This is a genomic window from Burkholderia sp. THE68, from assembly GCF_009938265.1.
In the GTDB taxonomy this organism is placed as follows: Bacteria; Pseudomonadota; Gammaproteobacteria; order Burkholderiales; family Burkholderiaceae; genus Caballeronia.
This window is the reverse complement of the sequence record NZ_AP022319.1, coordinates 1419429-1433716: the sequence shown is the minus strand read 5'-3', so window position 1 is coordinate 1433716 and position 14288 is coordinate 1419429. Positions and strand designations below refer to the sequence as shown.

The following is a 14288-nucleotide window of genomic DNA, read 5'->3' as shown; positions in this document are numbered from 1 at the left end:
TGTAAAACCCATTCCAACGAGAACGCCGTGACGCTATCGCCCGATCTTCCCACTGATGCATCCACCGCTTTTCCTGGCGCGCGACGCAGTCTTACCGCGCAACTAGTGGATGCGTTGCGCTCGCAAATCGACACGGAGGAATTGAAGGCCGGCAGCCGCCTCGCGACCGAAGCGGAAATGGTGCAGCGCTTCGGTGTGAGCCGCACCGTGGTGCGCGAGGCGCTATCGAGATTGCAGGCGGCGGGACTCGTGGAGACGCGGCATGGCATCGGCACCTTCGTGTGCGAGGCGGGAACGTCGTCGCTCTTGCAGCTCGATCCCGCCGATGTCGCCGGATCCATCGACGCATTGGCGATTCTCGAATTGCGCATCAGTCTCGAAACCGAAAGCGCGGGACTCGCCGCCATGCGTTGCGATGCTGCCCGTCTCGCCACGATGCGCTCGGCGCTGGCCGATTTCGCACAGAGCGTCGGTCATGCGACGGATACGGTATCGCCCGATCTGCGTTTTCACATGGAGATCGCGCATGCGACGGGCAATCGATATTTCGTCGAGATCATGGAGCATCTCGGCACGCGCATGATTCCGCGCACGCGCATCACCGCGACGCCGATTCCACGCGATCAATACACGGAGTATCTGATGCGCGTGAATCGCGAGCACGAGCAGATTGCGGATGCGATCGAACGCGGCGACGCCGATTCGGCGCGCACCGCGATGCGTTTGCATTTGATCAATAGCCGGGAGAGGTTGCGGCGGGCGCAGGCATCGTCCGAATGAATGCGTGGCAAGGCCGCGTATTGCGACGGTCCTTGCCACGGATGCGAAGGCTTCAACGAGCCGCCATCTCCACCTCGCCACTATCGCCATCATGCGCGCCCGAAATCGTCTCCATCGACGCATCATGATGCAGCAGCAACACCGCCGCCACGCCGACCATGCCCGCCCCTGCAAGGCACAGCAGACCCGCGCCGAAACCGCCGGTGCTGTCCTTGATCCAGCCCATCGCATACGGGCCGAAAAAGCCCGCCAGATTGCCGAGTGAATTGATCGCCGCGATACCGCCGGCAGCAGCCGCGCCCGACAGGAACGAAGCCGGCAGCGTCCAGATCACCGGCAGGCAGCCGAAGATGCCGAAGCCCGCGATCGACAGCGCGATCATCTTCAGCACCGGGTTATCGAGCCCCGCCGAAGCCGCGATGCCGCCCGCCGCCACCATCAGCGCAATCGCGACGTGCCAGCGGCGCTCGAGCTTGCGATCCGAATGACGGCCCCACAGCACCATGCTGATCACGCCGACCGCATAAGGCAAGGATGTGACGAAGCCGGTCTGCAGATTGGTGAGACCGAAGGCCTTCACGATCTGCGGCAGGAAGAAGCTCAGGCCATAGTTGGTCGCATTCGCGCCGAAGTAGATCAACGCGATGGCCAGCACGCGCGGATTGAGAATGGCCTCCTTCACGCTGAACGCATGCACGGATTCGCGATGCGCCCGCTCCTGCGCCTGCCGGTTGACGAGCCAGTCACGCTCTTCCTTCGCGAGCCAGTGCGCGTCCGCGGGCTTGTCGGTCAGATAGAAGTACACGACGAACGCGAGCACCAGCGCGGGCAATGCTTCGATCAGATACAGCCATTGCCAGCCCTGCATGCCGCCCAGACCATCCATTTGCAGGAGCGCGCCGGAGATCGGCCCGCCGATCACGGTCGACAAGGGAATCGCCGCCATGAAGTATCCGACGACGCGGCCCCGATACTTGGCCGGGAACCACAAGGTCAGCAGAAAGATGATGCCCGGGAAGAAGCCCGCCTCCGCGATGCCGAGCAGAATGCGCAAGCCATAGAACACATAGGCATTCGACAGCCCCGTGGACTGCGCGATGTGCGGAATCCAGGCCATCGCCGCCGCGAGAATGCCCCACGTGAACATGATGCGCGCGATCCAGCGACGCGCGCCGAACCGTTCGAGCAGCAGGTTGGACGGAACCTCGAAAAAGAAATACGCGATAAAGAAAATGCCGGCGCCGAAGCCGAACATGCTGGCGGTAAAGCCAAGCGCCTTGTTCATCTGCAAGGCGGCAAAGCCGACGTTGACGCGGTCAAGATACGCGATGAAGTAACACAGGATCAGGAACGGCACGAGGCGAACCATCACGCGCTTCATGGTGCGAGCTTCAAGGTCCATCAATGTCTCCTCCGGATTTGAGAATCAGTCGATCGCTGGTACTCGAGGTACCTGCGGAGACTACTCTTTACGGAGAAACTACAGCATTGGTGTTTGACCTTGGTATCGGTTCCGAAGCGGGACGTGTCGAACAAATCGATACGCGCCAATGCAGTGCATCGGCGCGTTTCATCCCAAACTGTGCGTAGAAATGACTGGATCGTCGAAGTTTATGCGACCGGTAACAGACCGGCGTAATCCGGTTCCGGTAAGCCTTGCACGCCCGGATTCAAAGCGAATACGTAGCCGTCGTCCTCAGTGGCATTTGTTGCCGGACGAATCGTCGTGACATAGAGCGTCTTCAGGTCGCCGCCGCCGAACGCGCACATCGACGGCTTGCTCGCGGGCAATGCGATCTCCCGGTCCAGCCTGCCTTGCGGCGTGAAGCGCAAGAGACGTCTCGCGTCGTTGGCGCAGGTCCAGTAACAGCCATCGGCATCGACGGCCGCGCCATCGGGGCGGCCCGCATAGTGATGCAGATCCGCGAACACGCGACGCTCGCCCGGTGTGCCGGTCTCGGGGTCGAAGTCGAATGCCCAGATCAGGCGCCGTTGCGGATGCGAGTCCGACAGATACATTGTCCTGCCGTCGGGCGACCACGCAAGGCCGTTCTGGGTGATCAGACCATCGACAACCGGCGCCGACAATACGCCCTGCTCATCGAAGCGATAAAGCGCGCCAGCCGGACTGGCAAGCGACATGTCCTGCACCATCGTGCCGGCCCAGAAGCGCCCTTGCCGGTCGCAACGGCCATCGTTGAAGCGCATGCCCGATACCGCAAAGGCAGGCGCGGCGAGCTTCACGACGCGCGCTTCGTGCGCCGCGGAGAGCGTCACGCCGAACATCCCGCTCTCCATGCCGGCGACCACACGCCCCGCCGCATCGAACGCAAAGCACGCGACCTGTTCGGCGAACGCCCATTCCTGACGACGCGCGCTTTCGATCTCGAGCCGGACGATCCGGCGCGCCGGGATATCGACCCAGTACAGCGCGCCCTCTTGCGCGCGCCATACCGGACATTCGCCCACCGTCGCGCGACCGCCGGCGTCGAGCCGCTCCGCGCGGATCGCTGCGCTCATCGCTTGCGCTCCATCGGCTCGCCGAGCACGAACGGTCCGCCCTGAAAGCGTTGCGCGGGGTCGTCGCGATCCGCCGTCGGGCCGGACACCGGGAACAGTCCATCGAACTTCGCCGAGCTGTCTTGCGGATTGAAACCGAGGAAGCCCGCCTTCGCGTTGTCCCACCACTTCACGGGATTGTCCGATACGCCATACACGACCGCATGACCGACGCGATTCGCGAACAGCGAACAGCGCACCAGTTCGATGAAATCGCGGAAACTCAGGTACGTGACGAGCATGCGCGGATTCTTCGGCTCCTCGAACGACGAACCGATGCGCAGGTTCACCGTCTCGATGCCGAAGCGGTCGAAGTAATAGCGCGACAGCGATTCGCCGAAGCACTTCGTCACGCCATACAGGCTGTCCGGACGATGCGGCGAATCGGCGTCGAGCACTTCGGTGACCGGATGAAAGCCGATTGCATGGTTCGAGCTTGCGAACACGATGCGCTTCACGCCGTAACGGCGCGCCGCTTCGTAGAGGTTGTACGTGCCGCGAATATTCGCTTCGATCAGATCGTCGAATGGCGCGTCGATCGAGATGCCGCCCAGATGCACGATCGCATCGACACCTTCGACGAGCTGCATCACCTTCTCGCGATCCGCGAGATCGACGGCGCTCACCTCTTCATGGCTCGCCGCATCGTCGAGCGGGGCGATGTCGGAGAGCCGCACGACATCGGCCCATTGCGCGAGCGGGCCGCGCAACTGACGGCCCAGATTGCCGGCCGCGCCGGTCAGAAGCAGGCGCTTGAACGGCTTGTCCGCTGCGTTTGGCTGGTTCATCGAGACTCCTATCGAATACATGGTGAATACGTTGAAAGCAAAAAGGAAGAAAACGTTTTCGAGATGGCGTCGATCACGCTGACAGCCCGTCGGTTGCCGCTTGGCATGCAAAAGGCCGCATGCAAAATGCAGGATGCCACGTCATTGTTTCCTGATTTTCTGCGACAATCCGTTAACACGCGAAAACGTTACCCTCCTAATGAAGAAAATTTCCCCGACCATTCGCGACGTCGCCGCAGCAGCAGGCGTATCCGTCGCAACCGTGTCCAAGTTCATCAACGGCGCGCAGCGTTTCTCCGCGCCCGTCGAAGCCAAGCTGAAGGAAGCCATCGATTCGCTCGGCTACCGCTCCAACCCGCTTGCGCGCTCGATGATCACAGGCAAGACGCGCACCATCGGTCTCACGATCCTCGACATCAGCAACCCCCACTTCACGCACGTCGTGAAGGGCGCCAACCGCATCGCGCTGCGGCACGACTACACGCTGCTGCTCGTCGATATCGACGAAAACCAGGCGCGCGAACGTCCGCTCATCGAAGCACTCGCGCAACGCGTGGACGGCCTGCTCGTCAGCTCGCGCCTCGCCGACGACGACGCGCGCTGGATGCTCGACCTCGACAAGCCGGTCGTGCTCCTGCGCAACGCCGAACTGCCGATTCCGAGCGTCGGCATCAACAGCCGCCTCGCCACTTACATGCTCGCGCGTCACTTGCTCGATCTCGGGCATCGCCGCATCGCGTATCTCGGCTTCGAGCATGCGCGCATCAACGATGAACGGATTCGCGGCGCGCGCGAGTGTCTCGCCGAAGCGGGCCTCGAACTCGACATCTACGAAGCCCACGCGCCGACCTCGCTCGCGGGCGAACAGGCCTGCTCGCGCGTGATGCTCGGCCCGAAGCGCCCGCAGGCCGTGATCTGCTACAACGACCTGATCGCGCTCGGCTTCATGAAAGAAGCCGCATCGCTCGGTATTCGCGTGCCGCAGGACGTGTCGGTCACCGGCATCGACAACGTGCCTTACGGCGCATACGCCGCGCCGGGCCTGACCACCGTCGACATCCAGAGCGAGAAGATGGGCGAACTGGCGATGCAGAAGCTCATCGACGCCCTCGCGGGCCATCCCGATCCGGGCAACTCCATGTTCGAGCCTCGGCTCATCGTGCGCGAATCCACTGCTGCCGCCGCATGACGCGCGCCGCGACGCCTGCAGGTTGCGAGTGCTGGCGGCGCGGCGCATGCTGATTTCGATGACCGGTTGAACCGTATTACGCTTCGAGCTTCGCCGGCGTCATCTTCGGCGTGAGCAGATGCATGATCGCGAAGGCGATCAGATACGCCGATGCGCCGATCGCGAACAGCACCCAGTAGTGACCCGTGCGCTGCAGCACCTGACCGATCACTTCCGAGAACAGCACGCCGCCGATCGAACCGGCCATGCCGCCGATACCGACCACCGCGCCCACCGCACGACGCGGGAACATGTCCGATGCCGTCGTGAAGAGATTCGCCGACCAGCCCTGGTGCGCTGCCGCCGCCAGACCGACGATCGCCACCGCGACCCACAGGTTTTCCGCTTGCGACACGAAAGCGATCGGCAGCACGGCGCAGGCGCAGATCAGCATCGCGGTCTTGCGCGCCGCATTCACGGTCCAGCCCTTGTTAAGCAGCGTCGAGGAAATCCAGCCGCCGCCGATGCTGCCGACAGTGGTGATCGCGTAGATCACGACGAGCGGCAAGCCAATGTGCTGCATGTCCATGCCGCGCGATTCGTTCAGCCACTTCGGCAGCCAGAACAGGTAGAACCACCACACCGGGTCCGTCAGGAACTTGCCGACGATGAACGCCCACGTTTCGCGCTTCTTGATCAGCACCTTGAAGCCCGGAGCGCCTGCTTTTGCGTTGGCGGCATCGGCGGCGCGGGTTTCATCGCCTTCGTTGGCGAGATCGTCCTCTTGCGCGCTGCCGTCCGGCTGGCGGTACATAAAGAACCACACGACGAGCCACACCAGACCGATCGCGCCGACGATCACGAACGCCGCGCGCCAGCCGAACGCCACCGCGATAGCCGGAATCAGCGCAGGCGCGAACACCGCGCCGATATTCGCGCCGGAGTTGAAGATGCCGGTTGCCAGGGCGCGCTCGCTGCGCGGGAACCACTCGGCGGTCGTCTTGATCGCCGCCGGGAAGTTGCCGCCCTCGCCGATGCCGAGCAGCGCACGGACCATCGCGAAGCCCATCACGGAGCCGACGGCCGCGTGCAGCATCGCCGCGATACTCCAGATGAACATGGCGAGCGCGTAGGAGATGCGCGTGCCGAGCCAGTCGACGATGCGCCCGAAGCACAGCAGACCGACCGCGTAGAAGGCCGAGAACGCGATCACGATGCGGCCGTACTGCACCTGCGTCCAGCCGATGTCGTGCTGCAGCATCGGCGCGAGCAGACCGAGGATCTGCCGGTCCATGTAATTGATGACCGTGGCGAAAAAGAGCAGCGCGCACACGGTCCAGCGATAGCGGCTCGCGGTACGCACGACGCCGGCAACGACAGTGTTCATGAAAGTCTCCGGACGCGGCGGCGCTCGTCGTGCCGCGTTCTTTGTTGCGTGGACGGCGACGAGCGCCGTGGGCGTGGCTTTGCGTGGTTTTGCCTGAGGCAGAAGCCGCAACCCGGCCCGGTCTTGGAAAACGTTTTTCGAAGAATAGTGGGTTTGCTGCCTACTGGCTATCCTAGGATTTGCCCTAATCCAGCCTGTGACGGCCTTGAGTGGCCGTTGCAGCGCCTGCTTCCGGGCGTCGACTCTTACATTTTTGAAAGTTAATCGTTTTTTCGTGGCGGGGTTTTCGCATTCACTTTGACGTTTTGCATTCCGCCTCTTGCATGCAAAATGCCAACGCCGCGTAGCCGAAAAATTAAAGACCCGACAAGCATTTGCCGATAAGGATCGCTACAACTCTTATCGTCCAGTCACTCCCCATGTTTCGTAATGCTCTGGCCCGAATGAACGTCGGGACCAAATTCGCCGTGCTCGCCTGCGCGCTCACGGCAGTCGTCGTTGCCTTTTTCACCATCGCGGTCACTAGAAGCGCCGGCGAACAGGTGGACGCGCACGCGCTCGCGCGCGTCGAAAGCGAAAATCGCTCGATCGCGACGATGATCGGCCTGTACGACAAGGCCGTGAGCGCCGAGGTCACGCGCTTCATGACGATCTTCGCGCACCGCCTGCCTACCGATTTCACGCTCGACGAGTCGCGCACCGTGGACATCGGCGGCGTGGCCACGCCGGTCTTTCTCGCGGGCGACAAGCCGCTGAACAACGACTTCGCGATTCCCGACGCTTTCCTCGACGAAAGCGGCGCGATCGCGACCATCTTCGCCCGCACCGGCGACGACTTCGTGCGCGTGACGACCTCGCTCAAGAAGCAGGACGGCACGCGCGCGATCGGCACGCTGCTCGACCGCAAAGGCCCGGCGTATGCGCCGATGCTCGCCGGCAAGCCGTACATCGGCATTGCGGCGCTGTTCGGCAAGCAGTACATCACCGAGTACAAGCCGGTCACCGATGCATCGGGCCGCGTGATCGGCGCGCTCTTCGTCGGCGTGGACGTCACGTCCGAATTCGCCGCGCTGCAGGACACCATCGCGAAGCTCGTGATCGGCGCGAGCGGCTACCACTTCGCAGTCGATGCCTCGAACGGCGCGAATCGCGGCAAGCTGCTCGTGCATCCCGCTTCGAAAGGCGAACTCGCCGATGACCGCGTCGCGCCCTTCAGGCAGATGCTCGAAGCGCGCGAAGGCACGCTCACGTTCGACGGCGCGGATATCGCGGGCGCGGATGCGCGCGTGCACGGCGGCACGAAGGAAATCGTCTACATGACGGTGCCGCAGTGGCAATGGATGATCGGCGGCATCGCGTATCGCGATGAATTGGTGGCGGACGTGCACGCGAGCCGCAATCGCTTTCTCGCGCTCGGGCTCGTCGTGGTCGCGCTGCTCGTCGGGGTGCTGCTTTATGCGGTCGCGAAGCTCGTCGGCCGTCCCATCGACGACGTGACGCGCGCCTCCGAACGCATCGCGGCGGGCGATCTCACCGTGCGTATCGACAGCACGCGCGAGGATGACATCGGCCGTCTGATGCGTGCGATCGACGGTATCGCGCGCGGACTCGCCGGCATCGTCGCGCAAGTGCGCAGCGCATCGGCCGACATGAACGAAGGCACGGCGCGCATCGCATCAGGCAGCAGCGACATCGCGACGCGCATCGCCACGCAAGCGGCGAGCGTCGAGGAGACCGCCGCGAGCATGGAAGAAATCACGTCGACCGTGCAGCAGAACGCGGCGAACACCGCGCAGGCGGGCACGCTCGTCGCATCGGCTTCGGACGCCGCGCGCGCGGGCGGCCAGGCTGTCGGACTCGTGGTGGAAACGATGGGCGAGATCGACGCCTCCGCGCGCCGCATCGCCGATATCACCGCGACCATCGAAGGCATCGCGTTCCAGACCAACATTCTCGCCTTGAACGCCGCAGTCGAAGCGGCGCGCGCGGGCGAGCATGGCAAGGGCTTCGCGGTCGTCGCATCGGAAGTGCGCGCGCTCGCGCAACGCAGCGCCAGCGCCGTGAAGGAGATCGAAGTGCTGATCGCCGAATCCGCCGCGAAGGTCTCGCAGGGCTACAGGATCGCCGAGCAGGCGAGCAGCACGATGGGCAGCATCGTCGAGCGGGTGTCGCGCGTGAATGCCATCGTCGATGAAATCGGCGTCGCGTCACGCGAGCAGGCGAGCGGCATCGAACAGGTCAACAGCGCGGTCATGCTCATTGGCGAAGCGACGCAGCAGAACGCCGCGCTCGTCGGTGAAGCGGAGCATTCCACCACGGAATTGCGCGATCAGGCCGAGCGTCTCGCGCACGCGGTCAGCATGTTCCGCGTTTGATTCAAAGCGGTTCCAGCGGATGCGGCGCGTCGTCATACGCGCCCCACACCGATTGATCGAAGTTGATCATCGAGCCCGTCATCAGACCGGATTCCGCGCTCGCGAGATAGGCGACCGCGCGCGCCGCTTCGTTCGTGTTGATCAATCGCCCGAATGGCTGCGCGGCAGCGGCGCGCTCGAGCCAGTCGTCGTCCGCGCCATGATGCGTGCGCTGGATGCGGTCTTCGCCTTCGCTCGCCATCCAGCCCAGATTCAGACCGTTCACGCGGATGCGATTGCGCAGCAGCGCATAGGCCGTGTTCTGCGTGAGTGTGGCGAGCGCGCCCTTCGACGCGCAATAGGCGGCGATGAACGGCTGCCCCGCCATCGCCGACATCGAGCAGATGTTGACGATCGCGCCTTCCGTCGCTTCGCGCTTCATGATGCGGATCGTTTCCTGCATCAGAAAGAATGGCGCGCGCACATTGGTCGCGAACATGCGATCGAAGAGGTCGGGATCGGTGTTGAGGATCGTGCCGCGTTCAGTGCTCGCGGCTGCATTGACGAGCACGTCGATGCGCCCGAACTGTTCATCCGTCGCCGCAATCACCGCACGGCAATCCTCCACGCGCGACAGATCCGCCGCGACGAAGCGCACCTGCGCTCCGCTCGCTTCGGCGAGCTCACGCGCCTTCTGTTCGCCCTTGTCCCGCGAGCGCGCGCAGATCACGATGCCGTGCGCGCCTCGCTCGGCGAACAGCGCCGCCACCGCCGCGCCGAGGCCTTGCGCGCCGCCGGTGATGACCGCGACCTTGCCTTCGAGCTGAGTCATGGGTGCTCTCCGTGATGCCGTCACACTTCGATGAAAATGCGGCCGCCCTCCACTTTCGCGGGATACGTCTGCAACTTTTCGCATACGGGCGCGCACAGCGGACTGCCATCGCGGATATCGAAGCGACCGTTATGCTTCGGGCATTCGATCACATGGTCCATCACGAAGCCGTCGCTCAGGTGAACGTGCTCATGCGTGCAAAGGCCATCGCTGGCGTACACGGCATCGTTGACCCGGTAGATGGCGAACGTGCGGCCATCGTGATCGAAGCGCATCACGTCTTCGTCTTCGATGTCGTCCATTGCGGCTGCGTCGATCCATTGCGTCATGCGAGTCGTCTCCTCGAGTGGCTGTCAGGCCTGCGTCGCCGCGGGCATCGGCCGCTCGACGTGATACGACGGATCGCGCGTCTGCCGCACGAGCGCCGGAATGATTTCCGCATAGGCCGCGATCGTGCTCGGATAGGGCGGCGGCATGTCGTGCTTCACCGTTTCGTGAAGACGCGGCAGCGCGTAGTACGGGACCATCGGAAACATGTGATGCTCGACGTGATAGTTCATGTTCAGATAAAGAAACCGGAACACGGGATTCATCATCACGGTGCGGCAGTTCTTGCGATGATCGAGCACGTTCTCGGGCATGCCCGCATGCTGCGTCAGACCGAAGAAAAGATAGAGCCATGCGCCGTACAGGCTCGGCAGGCCGATATAGAGCAGCGGCAAGATCGAATGGAACACGAAACACGCGGCGATCACGACGGCGTAGATCGCAAGCCATGCGCGCGCCTCCCGAACCACCTTGGGCCATTCCGACTCGGGCACGTAAGTCTTTTCTTCTTCGCCGATATTCCCGAACGCCGAAGTGATGATCTTCGGCACTTCGCCCGCGGCATGCTTCAACGCGAAGACATTCAGCGCGAGGCTCAGCCAGTCCGTGGGCAAAGGCACGGCGATTTCTCGATCGCGTCCGACGACGAGCGTGTCCGTATGATGACGCGCGTGACTCCAGCGCCAGATGGTCGGGCGGCGGAACACCTGAAACGACGCCACCTGATAGAGCGCCTTGTTCATCCACGATGTTTTGAAGGCGGTGCCGTGACCGCTCTCGTGCCAGCGTGAATCGGCCGGACCGCAATAGAGCGCGCCATAGAGAAGGAAGGCGGGGATCGCCCACAGCGAATGCGACTGCCATGCGAACCATGCAAGCACGCCGCTCGCGATGATCGCCGCATACCAGAGCAGCGTATCGCGGATCGCGCGCGCGTCGCCGCGTTGCATCAGGCTTTTCATGACGGGACGCGGCACGGCGCACTTGTACCAGTCGGCGTTGACGAGACCCGCTGCTTGCGCGCGCTCGCTTGCACCGCCGATCAATCCGTAATCGCGATGACGATCCCGCGCGCCAGCGCCGTCGAATTGCTTCGAATCCATCATGTCCCCTCAGCCAATGATTGAAATTACATCATTCATCATTACTGGGTCGATGATAGGAGCGTCACACTGGCGGCGCAATCTTCGCGCGCATTTGCTATCTTTAAGCATCATCGCGTGAATCGAAAAGCCATCATTTACATCAAATATGAGCAAGCGTCCCACTCTTCAGTCAGTGGCGGAAGCTGCCGGCGTCAGTCCGGCGACGGTCGATCGCGTGTTCAACGGACGCATCAGCGTGCGTGAAGGCACCGCGTTGCGCGTGATCGAAGCGGCGGAGCGCATCGGCTATCACGGTGCGGGATTGATGCGCGAGCGGCTGCGCGCGCAACGCGGAGAGCATCACGCACGGCACACGTTGGGCTTCTGCTTGCAGAAACGCGCCGATCCGTTTTATCAGACCTTTGCCCGCATTCTGAAAGACGCGGCCGCGCGTCACGAGCCCGAGCATTGCACGGCCGTCATCGAATACATGGATGAACTCGATCCCGCTTCCATCGCACGCACGCTGCTTTCGCTCGGTGAGCAGGCCGATGCGCTCGGTGTCGTCGCGGTCGATCATCCGCATGTGACGGCCGCGATCGAAACGCTGCATGGGCAGGGCAAACCCACGGTCACGTTGCTGTCCGATCTAAGCGCGCCGTTGCGGGCGGGTTATATCGGCGTGGACCCGCGCAAGAGCGGGCGTACTGCGGCGTGGGCTGTAAGCCGCCTGACGCGCCGCGACGAAGGCACGGTGGGCGTCTTCGTCGGTACGCCACGCTATCTCGGGCAGGAAAGCTGTGAGATCAGCTTTCGCTCGTACTTGCGCGAGCATGCGCCCGGTTTGCGCGTGCTCGACACGCAGATCAATCTCGAAGACAAGCAACTTGCCTACGAGGCGACACTCGCCATGCTCGCGCGTCATGAGGATCTCGCGGGACTCTACATTCCCGGCGGCGGCGTGGGCGGCGTGATTCGCGCGCTGCGCGAGGAATCGGCGGGGCGTCGCATCGTGACCGTGTGCAGCGATCTCATGCCGGATCGATACGAAGCGCTCGTCGAGGGCGTCATCGATCTCGTGATCGATACGCCGCTCCAGCGTATCGCGGAGACGGCGATTCAGGCAATGTTGCGCGCGCTGCAGGCGTTGCCGGGCGAAGCCGCTCAGGCGAGCCAGTATCCGCTGCCGGCGCAACTCTATACGCCGGAAAACGTCTGAGCGAGCTTCGACTCATGATCGGCTAATTCTTCGGGCCTAGTCTCCTTATCGGGTTCCATTCTTTCAAAGGAGAACGATCATGAAGAAACTCACAGCCGCCCTGCTCGCATGCGCCGTCATGGTGCCGATGCTTTCCTATGCACAATCATCGCCCACCGTCACGCGGGCAGAAGTCGAAACGCAAGTCGCCCAGGCAGAACACGACGGGACCTTGCATCAATCCAAGACGGGCTATCCCGAAGGCCGGTACAGCCAGGGTTATGGCGCCAGCAGCGAAGGCAGCGTACAAAGCGGATGGGTCACGCAACCTTCCGCGCAAGCGCTCGGCCAGGGCCTCTATACGCGTCACTGACCGCGCGCGGACGGCGCATGGCATTGCATTTGCTTAGTTTGAAAATATGCCGCATGCACCCTTGTTGCCTGTAACATGCAACGCAAGCACGAATTCGCGTGTCATCGATTCGTTTTTTTGCTGGGCTAACATGCACGCACTCGGGAACCTTGCCCCGAGAAAGCGGCTCTATCAGCGTTTGCTCTTTCGACATGCACGTCAGGCGGGGCATCGGGGCCCGCCATATGACGCGACATGCTCCAACAATAACGCGGCACGGTCGCCGCACCAGCCGCATCCATCAGACCAGATTGCATTCTTCGCTTCAGCATGCGAAGGGACAGTGCCCCAATCATCCCGATGGAGCGTCATCTATGCCGTTTGAAAGCGACTCTTTGCGTGACACGAATCCGCTGCTGACCATCGTGGTGGCGGCGTACAACATCGAAGGCTACATCGAGGAAGCGCTCGAATCCCTGCTGTCGCAGCCTCATATCGACGCGATGAAGATCATCGTGGTCGATGACGGTTCTCGCGACGAAACCTATGCCGCAGCGCGCGCGATGGTCGAGCGCGATGGCGGCGTGCATATCGAGCTGATTCAACAGCAAAACGGCGGCCTGAGCGCCGCGCGCAACACCGGACTCGCGGCGGTACGTACGCCGTATGTCGGCTTCCTCGACGGCGACGACATCTATCTGAAGGGCTTCACCGAAGCGGTCATTCCCGTTCTCGCCGAGGGCAAGTGGGATGTGGTCGAGTACAACGTGAAGATCATCGACGACGACGGGCGCGAGCTCGACGACATCACACTGGTCGACGCCACCGATGGCGGCGGCGTACCGATGAATCAGGCCACGCTAAAGCAGTTCGCCGACCGCTTTCATACCTTCGCGTGGGCGCGCGTGTACCGCACCGGACTCTTCGATGCAGCGCCGTTCCCCGTGGGACGACACTACGAAGATGCGGCCCTCGTGCCGTCGACATATCTCCGCGCCAGCAGCCTCTATCGCATTCCCACGCCGCTGATCGGCTATCGGCGACGCTTCGGCAGCATCACGCAATGCGCTTCGTTACGCGATGTCGAGGATCTGCGCGCCAATGGCAAGGAAGCGCTCGCGCGCTGCGACGGCGGCGAGATGGACGAATTCTGGCTCACGGTATTCGACAAGCTGTTCCATCGCGCGTGTCACGTCTGTGCGCGCGTGGATCGGGCATCGTTCAAGCACGCCTCCGAGACGCTCAACGCAATGGCCGTCGATCATCGCACGACGCGCGCGACACTCACCGCGCGTAGCGGACGTGAAGTCGGCGAGCTCGCGCCATTCGACCTGAACGTGCGCGCGGACCGCTCGATTCACTTCCTCAAGGGCCTCGTCAAGAAGATGTTGCGACGCAGCCTCGATCATCATCAACGCGAGCGGCGGCCGAGCCCGTCCAACCAGTTGAGCGGATGAA

At 62.9% G+C, this 14288-nt stretch carries 13 protein-coding genes; 6 read left to right on the top strand and 7 right to left on the bottom strand.

What is annotated here, in order from left to right; all coding sequences use genetic code 11:
• The first annotated feature begins 27 nt into the window (after positions 1-27).
• Positions 28-780 carry a FadR/GntR family transcriptional regulator gene (locus BTHE68_RS34985; protein WP_162070819.1) on the top strand — a complete coding sequence of 251 codons (753 nt, stop codon included), beginning with the start codon at positions 28-30 and terminating at the stop codon, positions 778-780.
• A 52-nt stretch (positions 781-832) separates the two neighbouring features.
• Here BTHE68_RS34985 and BTHE68_RS34980 read toward each other — a convergent pair whose 3' ends face one another.
• The 3 genes from BTHE68_RS34980 to BTHE68_RS34970 form a co-directional block, all read right to left on the bottom strand.
• Entirely contained in the window at positions 833-2182 is a 1350-nt protein-coding gene (locus BTHE68_RS34980; RefSeq protein ID WP_162070818.1) for an MFS transporter, read from the bottom strand.
• A gap of 209 nt (positions 2183-2391) precedes the next feature.
• On the bottom strand, positions 2392-3300 hold the full coding sequence (locus BTHE68_RS34975; protein WP_162070817.1) for an SMP-30/gluconolactonase/LRE family protein: 909 nt from the start codon (positions 3298-3300) through the stop codon (positions 2392-2394).
• On the bottom strand, positions 3297-4127 hold the full coding sequence (locus BTHE68_RS34970) for an NAD-dependent epimerase/dehydratase family protein (RefSeq protein WP_162070816.1): 831 nt from the start codon (positions 4125-4127) through the stop codon (positions 3297-3299). Before BTHE68_RS34970 ends, BTHE68_RS34975 begins: the two co-directional genes overlap by 4 nt.
• A 199-nt stretch (positions 4128-4326) precedes the next feature.
• Between BTHE68_RS34970 and BTHE68_RS34965 the strand changes: the two genes are divergently transcribed.
• Complete coding sequence (locus BTHE68_RS34965) at positions 4327-5316, top strand: LacI family DNA-binding transcriptional regulator (RefSeq protein WP_162070815.1); 990 nt, start codon at positions 4327-4329, stop codon at positions 5314-5316.
• A gap of 76 nt (positions 5317-5392) precedes the next feature.
• Here the strand turns inward: BTHE68_RS34965 and BTHE68_RS34960 are convergent, their stop codons facing one another.
• Entirely contained in the window at positions 5393-6682 is a 1290-nt protein-coding gene (locus BTHE68_RS34960; RefSeq protein WP_162070814.1) for an MFS transporter, read from the bottom strand.
• A 419-nt stretch (positions 6683-7101) separates the two neighbouring features.
• Here BTHE68_RS34960 and BTHE68_RS34955 point away from each other — a divergent pair, with 419 nt between their 5' ends.
• Positions 7102-9057 carry a methyl-accepting chemotaxis protein gene (locus BTHE68_RS34955; protein WP_162070813.1) on the top strand — a complete coding sequence of 652 codons (1956 nt, stop codon included), beginning with the start codon at positions 7102-7104 and terminating at the stop codon, positions 9055-9057.
• A gap of 1 nt (position 9058) precedes the next feature.
• On the opposite strand, the gene BTHE68_RS34950 is transcribed toward BTHE68_RS34955, so the two are convergent.
• The 3 genes from BTHE68_RS34950 to BTHE68_RS34940 are packed head-to-tail and all read right to left on the bottom strand — an operon-like array spanning position 9059 to position 11301.
• The gene (locus tag BTHE68_RS34950) at positions 9059-9868 is read right to left on the bottom strand and encodes an SDR family oxidoreductase (protein ID WP_162070812.1); all 810 of its coding nucleotides are present in this window, start codon (positions 9866-9868) and stop codon (positions 9059-9061) included.
• A gap of 20 nt (positions 9869-9888) precedes the next feature.
• Positions 9889-10197, bottom strand: coding sequence for a non-heme iron oxygenase ferredoxin subunit (locus BTHE68_RS34945; RefSeq protein WP_162070811.1), 309 nt, complete (start codon positions 10195-10197; stop codon positions 9889-9891).
• 24 nt (positions 10198-10221) lie between these two features.
• On the bottom strand, positions 10222-11301 hold the full coding sequence (locus BTHE68_RS34940) for a fatty acid desaturase family protein (protein WP_162070810.1): 1080 nt from the start codon (positions 11299-11301) through the stop codon (positions 10222-10224).
• 145 nt (positions 11302-11446) lie between these two features.
• Between BTHE68_RS34940 and BTHE68_RS34935 the strand changes: the two genes are divergently transcribed.
• From BTHE68_RS34935 to BTHE68_RS34925, 3 genes are all read left to right on the top strand, one after another.
• Positions 11447-12499, top strand: coding sequence for a LacI family DNA-binding transcriptional regulator (locus tag BTHE68_RS34935; RefSeq protein ID WP_162070809.1), 1053 nt, complete (start codon positions 11447-11449; stop codon positions 12497-12499).
• Positions 12500-12578: 79 nt separating this feature from the next.
• Positions 12579-12851 carry a DUF4148 domain-containing protein gene (locus BTHE68_RS34930; protein WP_162070988.1) on the top strand — a complete coding sequence of 91 codons (273 nt, stop codon included), beginning with the start codon at positions 12579-12581 and terminating at the stop codon, positions 12849-12851.
• A 353-nt stretch (positions 12852-13204) separates the two neighbouring features.
• Positions 13205-14287 carry a glycosyltransferase family 2 protein gene (locus BTHE68_RS34925; RefSeq protein ID WP_162070808.1) on the top strand — a complete coding sequence of 361 codons (1083 nt, stop codon included), beginning with the start codon at positions 13205-13207 and terminating at the stop codon, positions 14285-14287.
• The last annotated feature ends 1 nt before the right edge of the window (position 14288 follow it).

Coding starts and splice junctions, on each gene's coding strand:
- BTHE68_RS34940 (WP_162070810.1), bottom strand. CDS start 11,301: ATGATGGATTCGAAGCAATTCGACGGCGCTGGCGCGCGGGATCGTCAT.
- BTHE68_RS34960 (WP_162070814.1), bottom strand. CDS start 6,682: ATGAACACTGTCGTTGCCGGCGTCGTGCGTACCGCGAGCCGCTATCGC.
- BTHE68_RS34965 (WP_162070815.1), top strand. CDS start 4,327: ATGAAGAAAATTTCCCCGACCATTCGCGACGTCGCCGCAGCAGCAGGC.
- BTHE68_RS34950 (WP_162070812.1), bottom strand. CDS start 9,868: ATGACTCAGCTCGAAGGCAAGGTCGCGGTCATCACCGGCGGCGCGCAA.
- BTHE68_RS34955 (WP_162070813.1), top strand. CDS start 7,102: ATGTTTCGTAATGCTCTGGCCCGAATGAACGTCGGGACCAAATTCGCC.
- BTHE68_RS34945 (WP_162070811.1), bottom strand. CDS start 10,197: ATGACGCAATGGATCGACGCAGCCGCAATGGACGACATCGAAGACGAA.
- BTHE68_RS34970 (WP_162070816.1), bottom strand. CDS start 4,127: ATGAACCAGCCAAACGCAGCGGACAAGCCGTTCAAGCGCCTGCTTCTG.
- BTHE68_RS34975 (WP_162070817.1), bottom strand. CDS start 3,300: ATGAGCGCAGCGATCCGCGCGGAGCGGCTCGACGCCGGCGGTCGCGCG.
- BTHE68_RS34930 (WP_162070988.1), top strand. CDS start 12,579: ATGAAGAAACTCACAGCCGCCCTGCTCGCATGCGCCGTCATGGTGCCG.
- BTHE68_RS34980 (WP_162070818.1), bottom strand. CDS start 2,182: ATGGACCTTGAAGCTCGCACCATGAAGCGCGTGATGGTTCGCCTCGTG.
- BTHE68_RS34925 (WP_162070808.1), top strand. CDS start 13,205: ATGCCGTTTGAAAGCGACTCTTTGCGTGACACGAATCCGCTGCTGACC.
- BTHE68_RS34935 (WP_162070809.1), top strand. CDS start 11,447: ATGAGCAAGCGTCCCACTCTTCAGTCAGTGGCGGAAGCTGCCGGCGTC.